The following is a 22,116-nucleotide window of genomic DNA, read 5'->3' as shown; positions in this document are numbered from 1 at the left end:
TGATTAACCATCTATTTCATGTTGAGGATTGGCCGTTTTCTTCCAGTCGATTTCTTCGGTTCCCGGTTTCCATGAAACCGCATATCCATTGGGGTACCTCAAATCGACTATCGCCATCCGCTCAACCTGTTCTTGTCCTAGTACATCCAGCGTCTTCAAGAACCGCTGTAATTTCTTTAATTGTTCATTTCGTCCCAACAGTATTTCCAAGCCCGTTGTTAACTTAATCTTCCATGCCCACCGATCGTTAATCGTGAACTCCGCCATTTTCATGGACTGGTCGGCTAATGCGGTGTTAACGCCCTTCATTATTTCCAGCGTCTTCACTTGTTGCTGTTCAGGCCCTTGCAATATAGGCAAGGTCTTAAACTGGTCTATATTTTTCGGTGTAATGATCTCGCCCCGTGCGCTGATCAGGCGCTGTTCCCCCCACCGTACATAGGGCTTTTTTTCGCGTATCTTTATGTCAATCGCATGGGGCCAAACACGCTTGACTGTAACCGTGTCCACCCAAGTCAACTCCGAAACCGCCTGATGAATGGCCTGCATATCGGCATCGAAAAAACCGGTCGTCACCAAGGGCTGCAAAGCGGTCTTTATCTCGTCCTTACTGAGGTATTGGAAAACCCCTTCGGTGCGCACATATTTGATCGGTATGCGCTTAACACCGTAGCCTGCCAGCCAGACCAGACCGATCAACAGCGATACGGTCATCATCGTTTTCACAACTGTTCTCACAAATCTGCCTGAAACCGGTTTGCACCTACCCGTATCGGTGCATCGCAGAGGTAACTATGCATAACTCACTGCCCGCAACTGGTTTCCAGAATGCGCAAAACCAATTCGTCAAAGTCCATGCCCGCCTGTCTGGCCGCCATCGGCACCAAGCTGTGGTCGGTCATGCCGGGGACGGTGTTAACCTCAATCAACTGGTACTGGCCCAAATCATCGATAAATACATCAACCCTGCCCCAGCCTTTAACACCGACCACCTTACAGGCCGTTACCGCCAAGTCACGTATAAACTGCTCCTGTTCCTGGCTCAGACCGCAAGGACAATGGTATTGCGTCGTCGTCGCCTGGTATTTGGCTTCGTAATCGTAAAATACATTGGGGGTTTCCAGACGGATAACCGGCAACGCCTCTCCATCCAAGACCGCAACGGTATATTCCTTACCGGTAACCCAGGCCTCCGCATAAACGTCGCAACGGTATTTCGCCGCCACGGTTAAGGCCGCCGACAATTCATCCCGATTGTTTGCCTTGCTCATGCCGATGCTGGAACCTTCCTGCGCCGGTTTGACGATAACCGGGAAACCCAGCTTTTCAATGCAGTTATCAATATCGGTTTCATCCGCCAATAAACACCAAAGCGGCGTGACCAGCCCATAACCCTGCCAGCACAGCTTGGTCCGCAGCTTATCCATGCTCAAAGCAGACGCCATGACGCCGCTACCGGTATAGGGAATCCCCAGCACTTCCAGAACCCCTTGCAACACGCCATCTTCGCCGCCGCGTCCGTGGATAATGTTAAAGACCCGGTCGATCTTCAACCCCGCCAACGCTTCGATCGGACTGCCCGTCACATCAATGGCAATTGCATCCACGCCTTTATTTTTTAAAGCCTCATAAACGGCCGCCCCGCTTCTTAACGAAACCTCCCTTTCCGCCGCCGACCCGCCCATCATTACCGCGACCCGGCCGAATTGCTCAGGCTTATTTAACGCCAATGTTTTCATATTGCTTCACCTACCATACAAACCTCAGTCTGCAAGATTACCCCCTGCTGCTGTTCCACTTTATCCTGTACATAACGAATGAGGGCTTCGATGTCCGCTGCCGTTGCGTTGCCGGTATTGACAATAAAATTCGCATGTTTTTCCGACACGCAGGCCCCGCCAATCGCATAGCCTTTTAAACCGCTTTGCTCGATCAACCGCGCCGCATAACCGCCTTCCGGATTTTTAAAGACCGATCCGCAACTGGGCTGATTGGTCGGCTGCGTCGCCCCCCGCTTTTCCAATAATCCTTTTATTTTCTGCTGGCTAGCGGCCGTATCGCCTGGCTGCAACGTCAACAAACAGGCCAAAAACCATTCGTTTTCAAAACCCTTGACAGACCGGTAACTCACCTTGAAATCCTGCGGCTTTCTATGACTGATCTCCCCCGACCTGTTCAGCATCTCCACACTGTTAACGATAGCCCAGGTTTCGCCGCCGAAAGCGCCTGCATTCATTTTTAAAGCGCCGCCCATGGTTCCGGGTATGCCCGCTAAAAACTCCGCTCCGATCAAACCCCGTTCCCCGCAAAAACGCGCCACATGCGCGCAGGGGACGCCCGCTTCAACATAAACCAAACCGTCAGCGGTCAAACTCATCTCTTTTAACCGTCCCTTGGTATTAATCACCGTGCCACGTATGCCGCCATCCCTGACCAGTAAATTACTGCCCAACCCCATCCAGAACACCGGCTCGGATTCAGGCAGGGTCTTTATAAACTCGATCAGGTCCTGCCGGTCTTGCGGTATATACAGCCGATCCGCAGGGCCGCCAACGCGCCAACTGGTGTACTTCGCCAGTTTTTCATGCTTGAGCAAACGGCCCCCCGTTTTAATTGTCATGCTTTGCAGAGGCCTTGCCCTGCAACGTCTCTACCAGCAACTGCGGCAACTGTGCGGCGATCTGACCGACATTGCCCGCGCCCATCGTCAATATCACATCCCCGGCTAAGACGATGCCCGCCAATATCTGCGGCAATTCTTCCCAGTTTTCGACAAAGACCGGATCAACCTGTCCCCGTATGCGGATCGCCCGGCTTAACGCCCGGCCGTCCGCACCCGGAATCGCCGTTTCACCCGCCGCATAAACATCCATCAGGATCAACACGTCAACGGTTGACAGCACTTGCACGAAGTCTTCAAATAAATCCCGGGTTCGCGTATATCGATGCGGCTGGAAAATAACGATCGACCGCCGATCCGGCCAAGCCTGGCGCAAGGCTTCAAGCGTCGCTGCAATCTCGCGCGGATGATGCCCGTAATCGTCAACCAGTGTCAGCTTGCCCTCGCCCATCGGCAAATCGCCGTTGATTTGAAACCGCCTGCCCACGCCTTTAAACGCCCCCAAACTCCTGATGATGGCTTCATCATCGACCGCCAGCTTGGTTGCGACGCTGATCGCCGCCAACGCGTTGAGCATGTTGTGCCAGCCGGGCATATTCAAGGTAACCTGTAACGGCGGATGGTCGCCTCTTCGAATCACGTCAAACGTGGTGTGCATACCCTGCTGTTTAATATTGATCGCCCGGACATCGGCATCTTCATGGACGCCGTAAGTCGTTACCGGCTTCGATATTTCCGGCAGGATCGCCCTGACGCCTTCATCATCCAGGCACATCACCGCCAGTCCGTAAAAAGGCAGATGATGCAAAAACTCTTTAAACGTGTCTTTTAAGCGCTGATAGCTGCCTTCATAGGTCGCCATGTGATCCTGGTCGATATTGGTCACTATCGCCATCATCGGCTGCAAATATAAAAACGACGCGTCGCTTTCATCGGCTTCGGCGACCAGATAATGGCCTAGGCCCAATTTGGCATTGCTGCCTGCGCTGTTTAAGCGTCCGCCAATCACAAAAGTAGGATCGAGCCCGCCCTCTGCGAGAATACTTGCGGTCAAGCTGGTCGTTGTGGTCTTGCCGTGGGTTCCGGCAACGGCGATACCAAACCTGAAGCGCATCAATTCAGCCAGCATCTCCGCGCGCGGAATGACCGGTATCCTTTGAATATAGGCCTCGTCAATTTCTTCATTACTGCGGTCGATCGCGCTGGAAGCCACCACCACATCGACCTTGGCTATATTTTCCCGCTTATGCCCGATATTGATGGTCACGCCCAGGCCGGCCAGTCTTTCTGTGACCGCGCTTTCCTTAATGTCCGAACCTGAGACTTGATAACCAAGGTTCGATAACACCTCGGCAATACCGCTCATACCGGTTCCGCCTATGCCGACAAAATGTATCCGATTGACACCGCCCAAGGCGCGAGCCTGCATCTGACTATTGGGAACGTTCATAACCCCGCCTCGGCCATGCAAACACCTGCAACAATTTCCGTCGCATCCAAGCGTGCGTATTCTTTTACCGTTTTACTCATTACATCCAATTGCTTAGCTACCTTTGTGATATGTTCTGCCAGCGTTGTTTCATTCAAGTCTTTTTGCAGCAATAACAGTCCTGCACCGGCATCGGTCAGATACCGGGCATTGGCTGTTTGATGATCGTCAATCGCGTTCGGCAACGGTATAAAAATAGCTGGAACGCCTGCTGCCGCGACTTCGCTGACGGTCATTGCGCCGGATCTGCAAATCACCAGATCCGCCCAGTGATAGGCCGACACCATATCTTCAATAAAAGCATTCACTTCCGCGTTCACGCCTAATTCTTTATACCGGCTCTCGACCAGCTCCTGCATCGCCGTACCGGTTTGATGCCTTACCTGCACATTGAAATCCAAGCCTGCAACTGCGCCCGGCACAACCTGGTTTAATATCTGGGCTCCCTGGCTGCCGCCGACGACCAATATGTTAATGCCTTGATGCGCTGCTCTGCGCTCTACACATTCTTTAAACTGTTTTCTTAACGGATTTCCGGTAAATTTTGCTTTTATCTTTTTATTAAAGCTGCCCGGAAATGCTTCCAATACCTGATTGGCCAAGCGCGCCAGCAATCGGTTAGTGGTGCCGGGCACCCGGTTCTGCTCATGGATAATCAGGGGTATGCCTAATACTTTCGCCATCAGCCCGCCGGGGCCCGCCACAAAACCGCCCATGCCCAACACCACATCCGGTTTGCGCTTACGCAATATTTTCAATGCCTGAATACAGGCCTTCACCAACAACAATGCCGCCGTTATTTTCGACAACCATCCCTTGCCCCGTACTCCGGCGACCGACAGCCAGTCGATCTCTATCCCCTGTTCTGGAATCACCCGGCCTTCCAGGCCTTTTTGCGTTCCCAACCAACTGACTTGCCAGCCTTTTTCAATCAGCTGATGAGCCACAGCCAGAGCAGGAAACACATGCCCGCCGGTTCCTCCGGCCATAATAACAATGCGCTTATCCATGTCGGCCTCTCTTTGGCTTACCGGCATTTATTTCAGCGACTTCGCTTTGCACCCTAAACAACAACGCAACCGCACAGCACATGATCATCATGCTGCCGCCGCCATAACTCATCAACGGCAAGGTCAAACCCTTGGTCGGCAAAATACCCATATTGACGCCCATGTTGACGAATGACTGAAAACCAAACCAAATCCCCAAACCATAGGCGATAAATGCGGAAAACCGTTGACCTGCCTGTTCGGCGGCCGCGGCTATTGCAAAAGTGCGCCAGACCAATAGCGAAAACAAGCCGATCACCGTGACCACGCCCATCAATCCCAATTCTTCCGCTATCACTGAGAACAAAAAATCCGTATGGGCTTCAGGCAAGTAAAATAATTTTTGCACACCGCTACCCAAGCCCACACCGAACCATTCACCGCGTCCGAACGAAATAAGCGCCTGGACTAATTGAAACCCGGTTTTCAACGGGTCAGCCCAAGGATCCATAAAACTGGTGACCCGAACCAGACGGTAAGGCGAAAAATAAACCAGCATCATTGCCAGTACGCCAATTACCAGCAACAGCACGATGAATTGCGATAATCTGGCTCCGGCCAAAAACATGATGCCCATCGCTATCATGATAATAACGACGGCCGAACCAAAATCCGGCTCCATCAACAACAGCAGGCTGGCCACCGAAAACAGCCCCAGCGGTTTAACCAAGCCAAAAGCCGCATTCTGCACCGACTCCTGGTAGCGAGTTACATACCCGGCCATATAAATGACGGAAAAAAACTTGACCACTTCCGATACTTGTATCCTCATTCCGCCTAGCGACAGCCAACGTACACTACCGTTAACCTTTACGCCGAGGCCGGGAATCAGCACAATGACCAACAAAAACAATCCCGCTAAAAACAGCTTGGGACCATTCTCTTCCCAAACCCGCATTGGAACTGCCGCCACGCCGCCACCGAAAACCACGCCCAACCCTATATGCACTAACTGTCTGACAGGATAATATGAACCGTCACCGGTCATTTTTATGCCCAGATGCAATGACGCGGACGCCACCATCGCGTAACCGATCAACAATAAAGCGGCGCTGACGAAAAGCAGCACCGGATCAAAATGAAATCGGCCCCCTCGCGCCCGTAGCGCTTTCATTGACGACCTCCAGGGATGGAGGAAGCGCCATTCTCAGGAAGCCGCCGCCGCTCGCTCATATGGCCGCCATCGAAGATGGAAAAGTCACAAGGTCGCCCGAGCGATCCACCAACGCCAATACCGCTTTGGTAAATTTTTCTCCCCTATCCTGATAATTTTTATATTGATCGAGACTGGCGCACGCAGGCGACAGCAAGACGCTGTCGCCTGCATCGGCAAGACCTGCGGCAATCTGCACGGCTTGCGCCATATTGTCGGCCGAGTAAACCGGGACGCAATCGTTCAGCGCCTGCTTGATCAGGGCCGCATCCTTACCCATCAACACCACGCTTTTGGCTTTTTCTTTGATAGCCGGCGCCAATTCGTTCATGTCGGCGCCTTTAGCGTCGCCGCCGGCAATCAGAATCACCTTACGGGCATAACCCTGCAAAGCGGCGACACAAGCGCCGATGTTGGTCGCTTTCGAATCATTAACCCAAGTAACGCCGCGTATTTCGGCGACACGCTGCATCCTGTGGCTGAGCCCTTTAAATTTTCGCAAGGCCTCGCACATGACCTGCTCATCCAAGCCCACGGCCACGCCCAAGGCTAATGCGGCCAGTGCGTTAGCCGCGTTATGTCGGCCTTCAAGCGGTAATTGGGCCAGCGGCATCAGGCACGATTCATTGTGCATCAGATATTCCGTGTCGCCCTGATAGGCAAGATGGAAATCCGCTTTCTTATTAATCGAGAAGGTCAATGCCTTTCTACCATCATCTCTCATGGCAGAAACCACCGGATCATCGGCGTTGAGGATCATGGCGCCGTCGCCCCTGAAAATTCTTTGTTTTTCCCGTGCGTATTCGGCTAAATCGGCATGTCTGTCCAGATGATCGGCGCTGACATTGAGCACCGTCGCTGCCGCCGCATTCAAGGCTGAAGTTCGCTCCAGTTGAAAACTGGATAGTTCCAGCACATACAGTTGCGCGTCTAACGCCAGTAAATCCAAAGCCGGGGTTCCAAGATTTCCGCCTACGCCAACTCGTAATCCGGCCGCTTTCGCCATTTCGCCCAACATGGTGGTCACCGTGCTTTTACCGTTGGAACCGCTGATTGCAACGATCGGCACATCGACAGAACAGGCAAACAGGTCTATATCGCTGACTATTTTCGAGCCATTCGCTATGGCTTTGATGATCGCCTGTTCATTCAACGATACGCCGGGACTGACTACCAAATGCGTCGCGACCTTAAACGCGGCCTCGTCAAAACCTCCGGTAAACACCGGGGTATCGGGCATTTGTTGAAAAAACTCCTCCATCATCGGCGGCTTGGCGCGACTGTCGATAATGGCGAATTTAAAATCCAAGCCTTGCAAATAATGCGCAACCGAGATCCCCGTGTTGCCAAGCCCCACGACCAAAACCTTGGACGTTTGCGGGTCCAAGGCGAAATTCTTTTTCAACAATGCTGTAATCGCTGCATTATCCATTTCTTATCTCAGTTTCAAGGTCGCCAAGCCAATCAGCACCAGGATCACGGTAATAATCCAGAATCGCACGATAACGCGAGGCTCCGGCCAGCCTTTCAATTCGAAATGATGATGTATCGGCGCCATGCGGAAAACGCGTTTGCCGGTCATTTTGAACGAGGCTACCTGAATAATGACCGATACGGTTTCCATGACAAAAACACCGCCCATAATCATCAACACGATTTCCTGCCTGACCAGCACCGCCAAAACGCCTAAAGCCCCGCCCAGCGCCAGTGCGCCGACATCGCCCATGAACACCATCGCGGGATAGGCGTTAAACCATAAAAAGCCCAAACCGGCTCCGACCAAAGCGGCGCAAAATACGATCAATTCCCCGGCATTCGGCAAATAAGGAATCGCCAGATATTGCGAGAAAGTCACATGGCCGGATAAATAGGCAAAAATACCCAAACCGGTCGCGACCATCACGGTCGGCATGATCGCCAGCCCGTCCAAGCCATCGGTCAAATTGACTGCATTGCTGGTTCCGACAATCACAAAGTAGGTCAGCACTATATAAAGCCAGCCCATATCCAGCATGACGTCTTTAAAGAACGGGACTATCAATTGGGTTTCTGCCGGCAGAATTGCGCTTTTGTATAGAAAAACAGCCGCCATTAAACCGATGACCGATTGCCATGAATATTTGGCTTTAGCCGACAAACCGTCGCTGTTGCCTTTGACGACTTTTCTATAATCGTCGATAAAACCGATCACACCGTAACCCAAGGTCACCAGTAAAATAACCCAGATATAGCGGTTGCTCAGATCCGCCCACAACAGCGTGCTGAACGCAATGGCGACCAGTATCAGGGTTCCTCCCATCGTGGGCGTGCCTTTTTTCTCATAATGGGATTGCGGACCCAACTCGCGGATACTCTGGCCGATCTTGTTGCGGCTTAACTTCCTGATCATGACCGGCCCGATAATGAAAGAAATGGTCAGCGAGGTTAAGGCGCCAAGAATCGCACGAAAGGTCAGGTAATGAAATACCCTGAAACCGCCGTCAAAGGTCATTAAATAATCTGCAAAATAAAGTAACATTATTTATATCCTGAAATTCTCAACCAATGCGGCCACTACATTCTCCATGCGTTGCGCCCTTGACCCTTTGACCAAAATCGCTTCATCCCCTTTGAGCTCTTGCTTTAACGCTTCAATCAAATCGTTTTGGCTATCAAAAAAAGTGGCTCCTTTGCCAAAAACATTCACCGTATTCCGGGCATCAGAACCTATAGCGAGGAGACGCACGACACCACTTGATTTGATTAACTCACCTATTTGTTCATGTATTCTCTGACTCTCGGGTCCCAATTCACCAAAAGCGCCTAAAATCAGCCAGTGCTTCCCTTCACAGTTAGCCAACACATCCAGTCCCGCTTTCAGTGATGCCGAATTGGCGTTATAGGTATCATCGATGACGATATTGCCTAAACGGCTTACCAGCGGCTGCAATCGTCCGGTTACCGGTTTTACGCTTTCCAGCCCCTGTTTAATTTGTTGCAGGTCGATACCCAGCGCCAGACAAGCCGCGGTTGCCGCCAATGCGTTGACGACATTATGCCGACCCGCCAGCTTTAGTTTTACCGTCAACGCCCCGGCTGCGCTCACTAATTCAAAAGTCGTAGCAAACGCATGATCAACAATTTCCGTTTTAACCGAATGCGCCGTCACACCGGCCCGGTCATCCAGACCAAACGACACAACTTTTCTTGTTCCGGCCACTGATTGCCAATAATCGAAGTAGGCGTCATCGCGGTTAAGAACCGCAACACCGTCCTGCTTAAGCGTCTGAATTATTTCTCCTTTCGCTTTAGCAACACCGTCAACACTGCCGAAACCCTCTATATGCGCGGCCCCCACATTGGTAATGATCGCAACGTCGGCCTGTGCATATTGACTGGTATATTCGATTTCGCCCGGATGGTTTGCCCCCATCTCGACAACCGCATACCGGTGTTGTTCGTCCAAACGCAACAAGGTTAAAGGCACGCCGATGTCATTATTCAGATTGCCTTGGGTAAACAGCGTCTTCCCATTGACACTTAATATTGCAGCCACCATTTCCTTGACGGTGGTTTTGCCGTTACTGCCGGTAATACCGACGACGGACACTGCCGCTTTTTTCCGCCAGGCTCCGGCCAATTCGGCCAAGGCCAGCCTGGTATCATCAACAACGATGTGCGGCACCGTCGGCCGCATCAGTTCCGTACTGATTGCGACACTTCCACCCTCCCTGGCGGTCGCCGCAACGCCCTGATGCACGATCGCTGCCACGGCTCCGGCTTGTTCGGCCTGCGCTACAAACTCATTGCCGTCGAAGTTATGGCCTTTAATCGCCACATAAAGCTGTCCCGGCTTTATCGCTCTTGTATCGATACTGACCGAGGAGATCACAACATCTTCCCCGACCAACTTGCCCTGTACGCAGGCCGCAATCTCACTCAGCATCATATTCATCTGTTTCGCCTGTTCAATGCCTCGATCACGACTTGCCTGTCGCTGAAAGGTACGCACACGCCGTTGCTTTCCTGATATTGCTCGTGGCCTTTGCCCGCAATCACGATGCAATCATTTTTAGCCGCACTCGCCACCACTTTTTGTATCGCCTGTTCTCTGTTTTGAATAACTTCAGCCTTAGCCGTACTGCAACCGGCCAGAATAGCGTTAACTATATCCAGCCCGTTTTCGTAACGCGGGTTGTCATCGGTAATCACCACATGATCCGCCCATTGTTCAGCAATTTTTCCCATTTGCGGCCGTTTACCTGCATCCCTGTTTCCGCCGCAACCGAAAACCACCCATAAATCCTGTTTGCAATGCTTGCGCAAACTGGATAAAACCTTGTCCAATGCGTCGGGAGTATGAGCATAATCGACAAAAATCAATGGATCAGTCTCTGCACCGAAACGCTCCATCCGGCCATCAACCGGCTTTATACCGGCAAGTTTTTCAGCCGCATCATGCAACGAAACACCCATCGCCAGCATGACGGTCAACACGGCCAGAACGTTCTCTACATTAAAGTCGCCGTAAAGCGGCACCTTGACCCGCTGAAGCTGATCCCGCCAGCGCAGATCAAATTCGATGCCATCGGTTTTATGCAGTATGTTTTCCGCATTGACACACTCGCCTGAATCCGCTGTTTTTCCGTTGGCGCTAAAATGCCATAACTGCACCGACTCAGGCACGGCGGCGATAATCTGCCCGCTGTACATATCATCCAGATTCACCACCGCAAAAACTAAGCCCGGCTTTTTTAATAGCGCCAGCTTGGCCAGCACATAAGCTTCCATGGTGCCGTGATAATCCAGATGATCTCGACTGATATTGGTAAATACCGCGCCTTTGAACCTTACCCCGTTGACCCGGCCTTGCTCCAGACCGTGCGAGGACACTTCCATCGCCACGACTCGCTTTTTATCCTTTAGTAATTCCGCCAGTATTTTCTGGATTGCCAGGGCATCGGGCGTGGTATTCAGCGTCTTGTTAAGCTTGCCCCATTCGCCCCAGCCTAGCGTCCCTATGATTCCGCAGTCATCCAGCATTTGGCTCAAAAACTGGCTGCAAGAGGTTTTTCCGTTAGTACCGGTAATGCCGATAACCGTCATAAACCGGGATGGGTCTCCATAAAAACGCGCAGCCAATTCGCCCAACTTTAAGCCCAGGTTTTCCACTGCAATCATCGGCACAAGAGCAGATGCATTGCACCGTAAGGCCTCTGCCAGCTGATGACCGTTGCCGGCCGGATCAAAAATGACCGCACAGGCCCCATTATTAACAGCCTGTTCAACATGCGCCAAGCCATGCTGTTTGGCGCCCGCTAAAGCAACGAATACATCGCCGCCACGCACATTCCGACTATCCAAAGCCAAACCGGTAATCGAAATATCGCCCTGATCTGAAAGCGAGGTCAGTCCATTTAATAAATCTTTCAGCTCCTGCATACCCCGCCCTCCTATGTCTATGTAGTGATCATGTTATGAACCTTGCCGTGTCAACAAAATGGGCATATTGTCCTGTTGATCGGGAGCAACCTCCAACACCCTCAAGGCCCCCGCCATTACCTTGGAAAACACCGGCGCTGAGACTATCCCTCCGTAGTATTGCCCCGCTGAAGGCTCATCAATCATGACTACGGTAATTAGTCTCGGATTTTTTGCCGGCGCCATGCCTGCAAAAACAGAAAAATAACTTTTCTCGACATATCCGCCCGCACCGGCTTTCTTTACCGTCCCGGTCTTACCGGCGGCGCTGTAGCCATCGACTCTGCCCTCGTAAGCGGTGCCGTCCTTCATAAGTACAGTTTCCATCATGGCCCTGACCCTTTTGGCGGTCTTGGCCGAAAACACCCGTTGCTGATCAACATCCTCATCCCGCCTTAACAAACTGACCGAATGCAAAATGCCGTCATCGGCCAGGGCCGTATAGGCTCTGGCCAGCTGCAATGCCGAGGTGCTCACACCGTAACCAAATGACAAGGTCGCCCTGTCAAATTCGTGCCAGCTTTGATAATCAAGCAAACTGCCGTTGGCTTCCCCCGGAAAGCCTGAACCTGCGGCCACACCGAGCCCCAACTTATGGTAAATTCCCCAAAAATATTCCGGCGGCATTCTCAATGCCATCTGGCTTACTGCGACATTGCTGGACTTCTTCAGCACTCCGGTCAAATCCAGAGTTCCGTAATTATGCACATCCTTAACCAGATGATTTCCGACCTGTAAAAATCCGTGGGTTTCAAAAACCTCATCCGGCTTGACATACCTTCCGTCCAACGCGGCTGCGACAACAAACGGCTTGACCGTTGATCCCGGCTCAAATACATCGGTTATCGCCCTATTTCTGTACAGACTTTCCTTTAAACCTTTTCGGGTGTTCGGGTTAAATGACGGCTGATTAACCGCCGCCAGAATTTCCCCGCTCTTTGCATCCAGCACCACCAGCGCCGCCGATTTTGCCTTGTGCTGATTGACCGCCAACTGCAATTCCCGGTACGCCAGATACTGGATACGCTGATCAATACTTAAATCCAGATTCCTGCCCGCAACCGGTTCCTTGATATTTTCTACGTCTTCGATAATCCGCCGCTGTCCGTCCCTGATAACCCGCTTGCTGCCCGGAATCCCTTTTAATGATTTTTCGTATCCGAATTCAAGTCCCGCCTGACCCACATCGTCAATGTCGGTAAAACCGATCAAGTGCGAGGAAACTTCTCCAGCCGGATAAAAACGCTTGAATTCCCGCTCGAAATAAATGCCCGCAAGCTTCAATGCCTTCACTTGATCCGCAACCACCGGATTAATCTGGCGAGCGATATACGCAAATTGTCTGTGCGCATCGCCTTTAATCAGCTCATCAATCTTTCCCTTAGGCAAATTTAACAACATTTCCATTTGTCTGATTTCGCTTTCTTTCCCCGGTTCAATCTGTTGCGGATTCATCCAGATCGACTCGACAGGCGTACTGATCGCCAACGGGGCGCCATTCCTGTCTTTTATCATGCCCCTGTATGCTGAAACCGACACATCGCTGACATGGCGCATATCGCCCTGCTCTTTAAGAAACTGATTATTCAGTACTTGTAAATCAAAAGCCCTACCCACCAGCGCCGCCATACAAGTCATTATAAAAACGACTACGACTTTCCTCCGGCCGCTATAGATGGCGGAAGTGTCACTATCGGCAACGAATCGGTGCGGCCGGCCCGAAAAATCACCAAACGGCTTACTTGCCTTATTTTTGCCTTGAAAATGTATCATTTACGGTTTTATATAAACGATTTTTTCCCGTAACGGCATAACCAGCTTCAATTGCTCCCGCGCCACTTGTTCCACCCGATTCTGTTCCGCCAAGGTTGTCAGCTCCAATTGCAGCTGCCCCCATTCGACTTCATATTGATCCAACTCTCTTTCCTGCTTTTGGATCTCAATAAAAATTAATCGTGAATGGTATTTGCTGTAAATTACGGCCAAAGCTGATATCAACAACACCAATATCAGGGTACCCACCCCTATATAGCGAATTGCCGCCACTTAAACTCTCTCAGCTACCCGCATGATTGCGCTTCGCGCCCTTGGATTCTGGACAATCTCCTGCGGCCCGGCTTTTAGGGCTTTACCCGCTTTTTTCAAGATACCCTTGGTTATATCCATTTCTTTAATCGGTAATTTACCCGGATTATATTTGGCCCCTGACTCAGACCTGATAAAACGTTTGACGATCCGGTCTTCCAATGAATGGAAAGAAATAACCACTAAACGCCCGCCCGGTTTCAGAAGCCGCACAGACTGCTGTAAAACAGCTTTCAATTCGTCCAACTCACTATTAATTTCGATACGGATCGCCTGAAAACTACGGGTTGCCGGGTGCTTATGTTTCTCTTTTACCGGCACTGCGTCTTCAATAAGCTTTGCCAATTCCCTGGTTGTTGTAAGGGGCGATTCGGCTCTTTTTTCAACAATGGCGTGAGCTATGCGCCGAGCAAACCGCTCTTCCCCATATTCGAACAAAACCTTAACCAATTCCTTTTCGTCAACGCCGGTCAACCACTGTTCCGCCGTAATGCCCGCATTGCCATCCATCCGCATATCCAACGGCCCATCGCGCAAAAAGCTAAAACCTCTTTCGGGATTGTCCAGCTGAGGCGACGAAACGCCCAAGTCCATCAAAATACCGTCGATTTTTCCTGCCAAACCTTCACTTATGACTATATTTTCCAACTCAGAAAAATGCGTGTGTATAAGCTTAAAACGCTTATCTTCAAGCATGGCTTGCGCATAATCGGAGTTAATCGCCTCCAAGTCCCTGTCAAAAGCCAACAATCGCCCGGATGGCCCCAGCAGGCTCAAAATACCCTGACTATGCCCTCCGCGACCAAAGGTACAATCCAGATAAACCCCATCTTCTTTAATAGCCAACTGTTGCAAAGCTTCTGCAAACATAACGGGCAAATGTTCCACTAACAGTTCTCCCGCATTAAAAAGACAAAGAGCCTAAATCTTCCAATCCTTCATTATCGCCGCCATCCAGCCATTCGCTTTCCTTTGCCCCCCAGGCTTCTTCATTCCAGAGTTCAAATTTATTGAGCTGACCAACCAGGACAATCTTCTTGTCTATATTTGCAAATGTTCTCAACTTTTCCGGCAATAACAAACGGCCCTGACCGTCCATTTCACATTCGGATGCATTGCCGATCACAAACCGCCTCAACTTGCCGGCCATTTTATTTAAGGTAGGCAATTTGCTAATCGTTTGCTCAAGCTTTTCCCACTCCGGCATCGGGTACAACCACAAACAACCCTTCTCTCCGACACAGCGTTCATCGACAGCAACCGTCACAACCATCTGGCATTCACAGCAATCCTGCAATTCCTCCCGATAACGGGTAGGAATTGCAAGACGTCCTTTGCCGTCTAAATTGATTGAACTAATGCCCCGAAACAAAACTCACCCCAGATTCCCCCAAAAAACCCTTTTTTCCCACTTTTCTCCACTTATGACCACTATAGTTTTCAAATAACCCCTAGTCAAGGATGATTTCATTTAGATTCTTTCTTTTTCGACAATGACTTAGGACACAATCAGAATGGGATATATCCATACGAAAAATGGACAGTCATTTTTCATTTTTTATCAGTAAAATATGTGATTTTGGTAACAAAGCACTTTAAGTACAAACTCACCGAAAAGTTTCAGCTTTGTTTGCAGAAAGTGAGAACTGAATCAAAGATACTGCCGCAATAATTACTGGACAGTTTTTACGCTTTTTACAGCGCGCGGAACCGGGCGGAACATACCCGGAAATAAAGAAGAAAGAGTCGGCCTGTAAGCCGGGTTCTGTCGAGAACAGTCATTCATCTAGGCTGCAAGTCACCCTGCAGCTCAAGCAATCTACCCAGGAACCGCGCGGGCCACGCGTCTGTTCCTCTATTTGATCTTGCTCCGGGTGGGGTTTACCATGCCACTCCTGTTACCAGTTGCGCGGTGCGCTCTTACCGCACCTTTTCACCCTTACCGGTCACAAGTGACAGGCGGTATATTTTCTGCGGCACTTTCCGTAGGCTCACGCCTCCCAGGCGTTACCTGGCACCCTGCCCAATGGAGCCCGGACTTTCCTCCGTCTTATCTTGCGATAAAACAGCGACTGCTCAGCCGACTCTTTCAATGCTCAGTGTATCACACATCCACATCAAAACGCTATGTAAGCCGACTTTTTCATAAGCAAAAACCAGACCAGAAAACGCCCCGTATCGCATTAACGGAAAAACTAAGCGCCTTTGCAGCATACTCCATATTCAACGCGGATTTGCAAATAGCGGAGGCTGACCATAGCCACATCATAAGGCTGCGCCATAATGACTTATATCGGCGAACCTCAGCATGATAATATTTACTCAAATTGCGTAAACACTACTATACAGGCTTTCCAATTAAGGAGGGGAGCACGAAGACTTAACCTTAAGCCGTCCTAAATTGAAAACCAAATGCGCTGCCGGCCACATTAAGCCTCTTTCACTTTATCCAGCTCCAACGCGGCTTGATACAACAGCTTCTTCCTGACACCGGTAATTTCCACTGCCATTGCAACTGCGGTCTTGATAGAGCATTCGCCCAATAACACACGCAGTATTTTTTCCTGCTCGGGCGTAATGATTTGCTCCTTTTTGTCGACAATTGCACCATCGACAATCACCACAAACTCCCCTTTTCTCATGTTGGCATCTTGCTCAACCAACTTAAGCGCTTCACCCAAACTGGTTTTCACGATGGTTTCGTGCAACTTGGTCAGCTCTCTGGCGATAACGACCTGCCGATCCGGCGGCAAAACTTCGGCCATATCCTGTAATGACGCCAGAATCCGGTGACTGGACTCATAAAACACCCAGGTTGTCGGACACATTAATCGCTCGCTAAAAAATGCTTTTCGCGCCGACGACGTTCGCGGCGAAAAGCCTTCAAATGTAAATCGAGTAACCGGCAATCCCGAAGCGGACAATGCCGCAATCAACGCACAAGCACCCGGTACCGGCACAACATCAACGCCTGCCTCCTTGACCATTTTTACCAGCGGCATGCCGGGGTCGCTCAACAGCGGTGTTCCCGCATCAGAAACCAACGCAATCGATAAGCCCTCGCGCAACTTTTCCAACAACCCGGACGAAGCCTTGTCTTCATTATGCTGATGCAGCGAAATCAGCTTATTGCTAATCCCGTAGTGCTGCAGCAGCATTTTTACATGCCGGGTATCTTCGGCTGCAATCAAGTCGACCTGTTTTAATATTTCAACCGCCCTGAAACTAATATCTGCTAAATTACCTATCGGCGTAGCAACAACGTATAATTTGCCGCATTCACTTGACATTCGATACACTCACTTGAAAAGCCTTCATTTAAAGATGCGACCCAACTATACGCCGCCATTATTATGCGCGCTGCTTCCCGGCCTATTGTTCTTTTCCGGTTGCGCACCCACGCCTGCAAGCAGCGCCTTGCCTGAGCAGGAAGCGCTGGTGACGCAGCCTCTGATAACAAACGATCAGCCGGGAAAAATGACTGAATTATACCAGTATCCGGCAACCCCAACGCTGATAGAACAGAATCAGCAACGTCTGCAGAATGTCGAATCCTTAATCCAGTCCGGCGACGGATATAACGCAAAGCAGGCTGCCGATACGATCAATCCCGCCGATCTGCCGCCCGAACAGCGCGCTCAACTCAGTCTTCTTTATGCCCAGATCCTGCTCAGCTTTGGCGAGGCTGAACAGGCCATTGAGAGTCTGGCGCTGATTCAACCGCAACAGCTCAGCCCTGACAACCAAATCAAATACTTTCAATCACAGGCCTTTGCCTACTCGTTAACAGACAATCTGCTTGAAGGCGCCAAATCCAGAATTGAACTGCACCCGTTAATAACATCCCCTGCGGAACGCGAAAAAAACCAGGCCGCCATCCTTGAAGCATTGCGTCTGCTGCCTGACACCGCCTTGCAAACCAGCCGAACAGATACTTTGGCCGGCTGGATGTCTTTAGCCAATATTTTGAAATATATAAACCAACCCGATTTTAATAGCCAAATAAGCCAATGGCGCGCAAACTTTCCCGCACACCCAGCCGACTTAAGTTTCTTGGATCGCCCCCAAAACGCAGCCGAAAATGCGTACTCACAAACCCAAATAATCGCACTGTTGTTGCCCGAATCAGGCGCCTTTGTCAAAGCCGCCGAAGCCATCCGCACCGGCTTTATGGCCGCCTACGACCGGGCGAACAGCCAGTCAAAACAACCCGCCATCCGCTTTTACGACACCGAACAATCGACACCGCAAGCCTTATATCATCAAGCTGTCGCGGAAGGCGCCCAGTTAGTCATCGGTCCGCTGGCTAAAGAGCAGCTTCAAAGCCTTGCCGATACCGTTGCATTGACCATACCCGTGCTGGCATTAAATCATATTCCCGATCTGCAAAAAAACCAGCTCTACCAATTTAGCCTAAGCCCGTTGGACGACACCGACCAAATCACCCGTAAAGCCTGGGAGGACGGACACCGGAAAGCACTGCTGCTGGCCCCTGAAAACGCACAGGGGAAACGTATCGCCAATTATTTAACGGAAGACTGGCAGGCTCAGGGCGGAACCATCCTGGAAACCCAGAGCTTTAACCCGAAAGAAACCGACTTTTCAGCACCGATTCAAAAACTGCTCAACCTGGATGAAAGCGAACAGCGTTACCGTAAAATCCTTACGTTGATACCCTCCGTAAAATACACGCCGAGAAAACGGCAGGACGCCGACGCTATATTATTAAGCGCCTATAGCGCTGAGGCTCGTTCCATCAATCCCCAGCTACAGTTTTATCAGGCCGGCGACCTCCCGGTTTATGCGATGCCCACCGTTTACACGGGACAGGCCAACGCATCGCTGGATACCGACCTTAATAAAATAACTTTTTGCGACATCCCCTGGTTATTCAATAAAGCCTACCCCGGAGAACTCGGCATGGATGCGCTAAAAGAAACCTGGAAGCAATTTCCCAGCACGTATTTACGCCTGATTGCGATGGGTATTGATGCATACAACCTGACCACACGCGTGAATAACCTGAACGGCAATCCCTATCCCGGCGCAACCGGCAACCTGTCACTGACCGCCGACCAACGCATCAAGCGCGCACTGGTATGCGCCAGATTTGTGGACGGTCGGCCTGAAATAAGCGGTTTTCCCACTCATGCCGAACCGGCAGCAAATAAAGCGCAAAAGCCTCACCCGGAAAACTTGACCGACCATGCTGCTTACTAAGCTCAAGACCAAAGCCGCACATCTGATTCGCGGTGAAAGCGCCGAGGAACAAGCCCACAACTTCTTGATTAATCAGGGACTCAAACCGGTTAACCGGAATTTCCGCTGCAAACAGGGCGAGCTCGATTTAATCATGACCGATAAACAAACGCTGGTTATCATCGAAGTCCGCTTCCGCAAAACCGACAAATACGGCAGCGCAGCCGAAAGCATCACTCCCGCCAAACAATCCCGCATCATCGCAGCAACGCATGTTTACCTTTCCACCCAAAAAACCGACCGCCCTATCCGTTTTGATGTAGTCGCCATTTCCGGCAATGGCGGCATCAACTGGATACAAAATGCATTTCCGGCATAACTGAATTTGAAAAGTGTCGCGGGCTAAGTTGATAGCCTTTATAATCTTTTGCTATGAGCCTACAAAATCGCATAATTAATCATTTTTCAGATAGCATCCAAATCCAGCAAGATACACTGACCGGACTCGGCGAACTGATCGAGTTTGCCTCGCAACGGTTAGTCGCAACCTTGCTGAATGATAAGAAAATAATCACTTGCGGCAATGGCCGTTCGGCGACCGTCGCCCAATTGCTGTCATCGGCGATGCTTAACCAATACGAACGCGATCGGCCATCGTTGCCCGCCATCGCGTTGACCACCGACGCAACCACCATCACCGCGATAGCCAACGACTATCATTTCGACGATGTTTTCGCCAAACAGCTCAGAGCCTTGGGACAAAGCGGCGATATATTGGTCGTTTACACCGACGGCAATAATTCGGCGAACATCGCCAAAGCGGTCACCACGGCCCACGATAAAGACATCAGCATCGTCGCCCTGACCGGCAATAATGGCGGCATGATAGCGCCCTTGCTCAATGAAACCGATATAGAAATCCGCGTGCCGTCAGACTCCGGCGCACACATTCAGGAAGCACATACATTGATTACCCATTGCCTGTGCGACTTGATCGACCATCAATTATTTGGCGGTTAACGACTGTATGGACACAGGAGGTAGAGCAATGCCGAGAGCAATTGCCGAGACATGAAAAAACTTTTATTACTGTTGGCAATACATACCCTGTTTATTTCGGGATGTTCGGCGATTAAGGCGGGCGGCGCCGAAATAACCGGCTTATCACTGCTAAATGACCGTCGCACCCGCGACGCTATTTTGACCGACGAGACTATTGAAGCGAATGCGAGCGCCAAACTGAATACCTATTACAACTTGCGCGAAAAATGCCACTTCAATATAACCTCGTACAACGGCGCGGTACTGGTCACCGGCGAAGCGCCCAAAGAGGAATGGAGCGATCTGATTATCGACAACGTTCGCGTCATTCCCAACGTAAAACGAGTGCATAACAAGCTGGTTATCGCCAATCCCAGCCCGCTTAATTTCCGCGCCAATGACGCGCTGATCACCGGCAGGGTAAAAACTGCGTTGACGCAAATACCCGGCTTCGACTCATCCTGGGTAAAAGTCATTACCGAAAAACGCACGGTTTACCTGATGGGACTGGTGCATAGAAATGAAGGCGCCGCGGCCATCGAAGCGGCCAGACATCAATCCGATGTAAAACAAATCATTACGGTCTTTGAATACCTTGACTAATATTGCCCCTTTACCTGCCGACTTCCTATCTTTACTGGCCGAGTCTTTTGCCGCCGAAGATATTTTAACTGCGCCTGAAGACTGCTGGACATACGGCTACGACAACAGCCGCCGCCATGTCTTGCCTCAAGCCGTGGTTTTCCCCACCACGCATGAACAAGTCGTCAGCGCCGTTAACGCCTGCAACCGGTTCAAGGTTGCTCTGACCGCCCGAGGCCGCGGCACCGGCACCACCGGCGCGACCACGCCGCTTAAAAGCGGGCTGATCGTATCGCTGGAACGGATGAACAAGCTGGTCGAATTTTCCCCCGATAACCGCTACATGATCGTGGAACCGGGCATGACCAACCAGCAGGTGCAGGACATCGCCAAAGAGCGGGGCTTTTTCTGGCCGCCCGATCCGACCAGCGCGGCGTTCTGTAGCGTCGGCGGCAATCTGGCCTATAACTCCGCAGGACCCAGGGCGGTAAAATACGGCACCCCCAGGGAAAACACCTTGGGGCTGCGCGCCGTGACCGGCGCCGGCAAGGAAATCCGCGTCGGCGTTCATACCAGCAAAGGCGTGGTCGGCTATGACCTGACCCGGCTGATACTCGGCTCGGAAGGCACACTGGCGATTATTACCCAGGCGACGTTAAAACTGACGCCGCTGCCGGAAGCCACCAAGACGCTCAGGGCCATCTACAATTCCGTTTTCGATGCGGCCAAAGCCGTTTCCGCGATCATGTCGCAGCCGGTCATCCCCTGTGCGCTGGAATTCATCGACGGCAATGCGATCAACATGATCCGGCAGTATTCGGAATCCGACCTGCCCGAGCATGCAGGGGCGATGCTGATGATCGAAGTCGACGGGCAATTGGAAGGCCTGGATACGGCGGCCGAAAAAGTGGCCGCCGCCGCCAAAAACGACGGCCTTTTGGACATCCGTCTGGCTAAAACCGACGCCGAAGTCAAAGCGCTGTGGCAAACCCGGAAAGCGCTGTCCCCGGCGTTACGCAAGGTCGCGCCGAAGAAAATCAATGAAGATGTGGTGGTACCGGTTACCGAAATGCCTGCACTGATAGCCGGACTGGGCGAGCTGTCAAAAAAATACGACCTGCCCATTATCAACTTCGGCCACGCGGGCAACGGCAACATCCATGTCAATTTATTGCTCGATCCCGATGAGCCGGAGCAAGGCAAAAAAGCCCACGCCTGCCTGGACGAGATCTTTTCGTTGGTATTGGCTCTAAACGGCACACTGTCCGGCGAGCATGGCGTAGGCCTGGAAAAACGGGATTTTGTCGACCGGGAACTGGATGCGAATTCTTTGGAACTGATGCGGGCCATCAAGCGCCAATTCGATCCGAACGGCATACTCAACCCCGATAAAATGTTTCCGCTGGTGTAACTGGGATTAATGGAACACGGATTTAAC

Annotated in this window: 20 protein-coding genes and 1 other RNA gene; 5 read left to right on the top strand and 16 right to left on the bottom strand. The window is 51.2% G+C overall.

The window, feature by feature from the left end; translation table 11 throughout:
• Positions 1 to 3: 3 nt before the first annotated feature.
• The 16 genes from B0F88_RS06045 to rsmI all read right to left on the bottom strand — a co-directional run bounded on the left by B0F88_RS06045 (position 4) and on the right by rsmI (position 17,146).
• Positions 4 to 738, bottom strand: a complete 735-nt coding sequence (locus B0F88_RS06045; RefSeq protein WP_258076576.1) for a cell division protein FtsQ/DivIB — start codon at positions 736 to 738, stop codon at positions 4 to 6.
• A gap of 65 nt (positions 739 to 803) precedes the next feature.
• On the bottom strand, positions 804 to 1,739 hold the full coding sequence (locus B0F88_RS06040) for a D-alanine--D-alanine ligase (protein ID WP_104423048.1): 936 nt from the start codon (positions 1,737 to 1,739) through the stop codon (positions 804 to 806).
• On the bottom strand, positions 1,736 to 2,620 hold the full coding sequence (gene murB, locus B0F88_RS06035) for a UDP-N-acetylmuramate dehydrogenase (protein ID WP_104423047.1): 885 nt from the start codon (positions 2,618 to 2,620) through the stop codon (positions 1,736 to 1,738). Before murB ends, B0F88_RS06040 begins: the two co-directional genes overlap by 4 nt.
• Positions 2,610 to 4,070 carry a UDP-N-acetylmuramate--L-alanine ligase gene (gene murC / locus B0F88_RS06030; RefSeq protein WP_104423046.1) on the bottom strand — a complete coding sequence of 487 codons (1,461 nt, stop codon included), beginning with the start codon at positions 4,068 to 4,070 and terminating at the stop codon, positions 2,610 to 2,612. Before murC ends, murB begins: the two co-directional genes overlap by 11 nt.
• A complete protein-coding gene (gene murG / locus B0F88_RS06025; protein WP_104423045.1) occupies positions 4,067 to 5,119 on the bottom strand; it encodes an undecaprenyldiphospho-muramoylpentapeptide beta-N-acetylglucosaminyltransferase in 1,053 nt (350 codons plus the stop codon). The genes murC and murG overlap by 4 nt, the downstream gene beginning before the upstream one ends.
• Positions 5,112 to 6,272 (bottom strand): putative lipid II flippase FtsW, encoded by a 1,161-nt coding sequence (gene ftsW, locus B0F88_RS06020; RefSeq protein WP_104423044.1) that lies wholly within the window; start codon positions 6,270 to 6,272, stop codon positions 5,112 to 5,114. Before ftsW ends, murG begins: the two co-directional genes overlap by 8 nt.
• Before the next feature lie 55 nt (positions 6,273 to 6,327).
• On the bottom strand, positions 6,328 to 7,743 hold the full coding sequence (gene murD / locus B0F88_RS06015; RefSeq protein ID WP_104423043.1) for a UDP-N-acetylmuramoyl-L-alanine--D-glutamate ligase: 1,416 nt from the start codon (positions 7,741 to 7,743) through the stop codon (positions 6,328 to 6,330).
• A gap of 3 nt (positions 7,744 to 7,746) precedes the next feature.
• On the bottom strand, positions 7,747 to 8,829 hold the full coding sequence (gene mraY / locus B0F88_RS06010; protein ID WP_104423042.1) for a phospho-N-acetylmuramoyl-pentapeptide-transferase: 1,083 nt from the start codon (positions 8,827 to 8,829) through the stop codon (positions 7,747 to 7,749).
• Between the two features lie 3 nt (positions 8,830 to 8,832).
• Positions 8,833 to 10,245, bottom strand: a complete 1,413-nt coding sequence (locus tag B0F88_RS06005; RefSeq protein ID WP_104423041.1) for a UDP-N-acetylmuramoyl-tripeptide--D-alanyl-D-alanine ligase — start codon at positions 10,243 to 10,245, stop codon at positions 8,833 to 8,835.
• A complete protein-coding gene (locus tag B0F88_RS06000) occupies positions 10,242 to 11,732 on the bottom strand; it encodes a UDP-N-acetylmuramoyl-L-alanyl-D-glutamate--2,6-diaminopimelate ligase (protein WP_104423040.1) in 1,491 nt (496 codons plus the stop codon). Before B0F88_RS06000 ends, B0F88_RS06005 begins: the two co-directional genes overlap by 4 nt.
• A gap of 33 nt (positions 11,733 to 11,765) precedes the next feature.
• Positions 11,766 to 13,544, bottom strand: coding sequence for a peptidoglycan D,D-transpeptidase FtsI family protein (locus B0F88_RS05995; protein WP_104423039.1), 1,779 nt, complete (start codon positions 13,542 to 13,544; stop codon positions 11,766 to 11,768).
• Positions 13,545 to 13,793: a cell division protein FtsL gene (ftsL, locus tag B0F88_RS05990; RefSeq protein ID WP_104423264.1), complete on the bottom strand. Its 249-nt coding sequence runs from the start codon at positions 13,791 to 13,793 to the stop codon at positions 13,545 to 13,547.
• Between the two features lie 24 nt (positions 13,794 to 13,817).
• Complete coding sequence (gene rsmH / locus B0F88_RS05985) at positions 13,818 to 14,744, bottom strand: 16S rRNA (cytosine(1402)-N(4))-methyltransferase RsmH (RefSeq protein ID WP_104423038.1); 927 nt, start codon at positions 14,742 to 14,744, stop codon at positions 13,818 to 13,820.
• A 16-nt stretch (positions 14,745 to 14,760) separates the two neighbouring features.
• Positions 14,761 to 15,228 (bottom strand): division/cell wall cluster transcriptional repressor MraZ, encoded by a 468-nt coding sequence (gene mraZ / locus B0F88_RS05980; protein WP_104423037.1) that lies wholly within the window; start codon positions 15,226 to 15,228, stop codon positions 14,761 to 14,763.
• Positions 15,229 to 15,594: 366 nt separating this feature from the next.
• Positions 15,595 to 15,944: RNase P RNA component class A (gene rnpB / locus B0F88_RS05975), an RNA gene on the bottom strand.
• Between the two features lie 341 nt (positions 15,945 to 16,285).
• The gene (gene rsmI / locus B0F88_RS05970; RefSeq protein ID WP_104423036.1) at positions 16,286 to 17,146 is read right to left on the bottom strand and encodes a 16S rRNA (cytidine(1402)-2'-O)-methyltransferase; all 861 of its coding nucleotides are present in this window, start codon (positions 17,144 to 17,146) and stop codon (positions 16,286 to 16,288) included.
• Between the two features lie 34 nt (positions 17,147 to 17,180).
• On the opposite strand from rsmI, the gene B0F88_RS05965 reads away from it, so the two are divergent.
• The 5 genes from B0F88_RS05965 to B0F88_RS05945 are packed head-to-tail and all read left to right on the top strand — an operon-like array spanning position 17,181 to position 22,089.
• Positions 17,181 to 19,076, top strand: a complete 1,896-nt coding sequence (locus B0F88_RS05965; RefSeq protein ID WP_104423035.1) for a penicillin-binding protein activator — start codon at positions 17,181 to 17,183, stop codon at positions 19,074 to 19,076.
• Entirely contained in the window at positions 19,063 to 19,434 is a 372-nt protein-coding gene (locus B0F88_RS05960; RefSeq protein WP_104423034.1) for a YraN family protein, read from the top strand. The genes B0F88_RS05965 and B0F88_RS05960 overlap by 14 nt, the downstream gene beginning before the upstream one ends.
• Before the next feature lie 53 nt (positions 19,435 to 19,487).
• Positions 19,488 to 20,075 (top strand): SIS domain-containing protein, encoded by a 588-nt coding sequence (locus B0F88_RS05955; RefSeq protein ID WP_104423033.1) that lies wholly within the window; start codon positions 19,488 to 19,490, stop codon positions 20,073 to 20,075.
• Positions 20,076 to 20,126: 51 nt separating this feature from the next.
• The gene (locus B0F88_RS05950; protein WP_104423032.1) at positions 20,127 to 20,699 is read left to right on the top strand and encodes a BON domain-containing protein; all 573 of its coding nucleotides are present in this window, start codon (positions 20,127 to 20,129) and stop codon (positions 20,697 to 20,699) included.
• Entirely contained in the window at positions 20,692 to 22,089 is a 1,398-nt protein-coding gene (locus B0F88_RS05945; RefSeq protein ID WP_181049846.1) for an FAD-binding oxidoreductase, read from the top strand. The genes B0F88_RS05950 and B0F88_RS05945 overlap by 8 nt, the downstream gene beginning before the upstream one ends.
• Positions 22,090 to 22,116: the final 27 nt, after the last annotated feature.

The sequence above is a fragment of the Methylobacter tundripaludum genome (assembly GCF_002934365.1).
Classification (GTDB): domain Bacteria; phylum Pseudomonadota; class Gammaproteobacteria; order Methylococcales; family Methylomonadaceae; genus Methylobacter_A; species Methylobacter_A tundripaludum_A.
The sequence above is the reverse complement of the archived record's forward strand: the minus strand, read 5'-3'. Positions and strand labels throughout refer to the sequence as shown.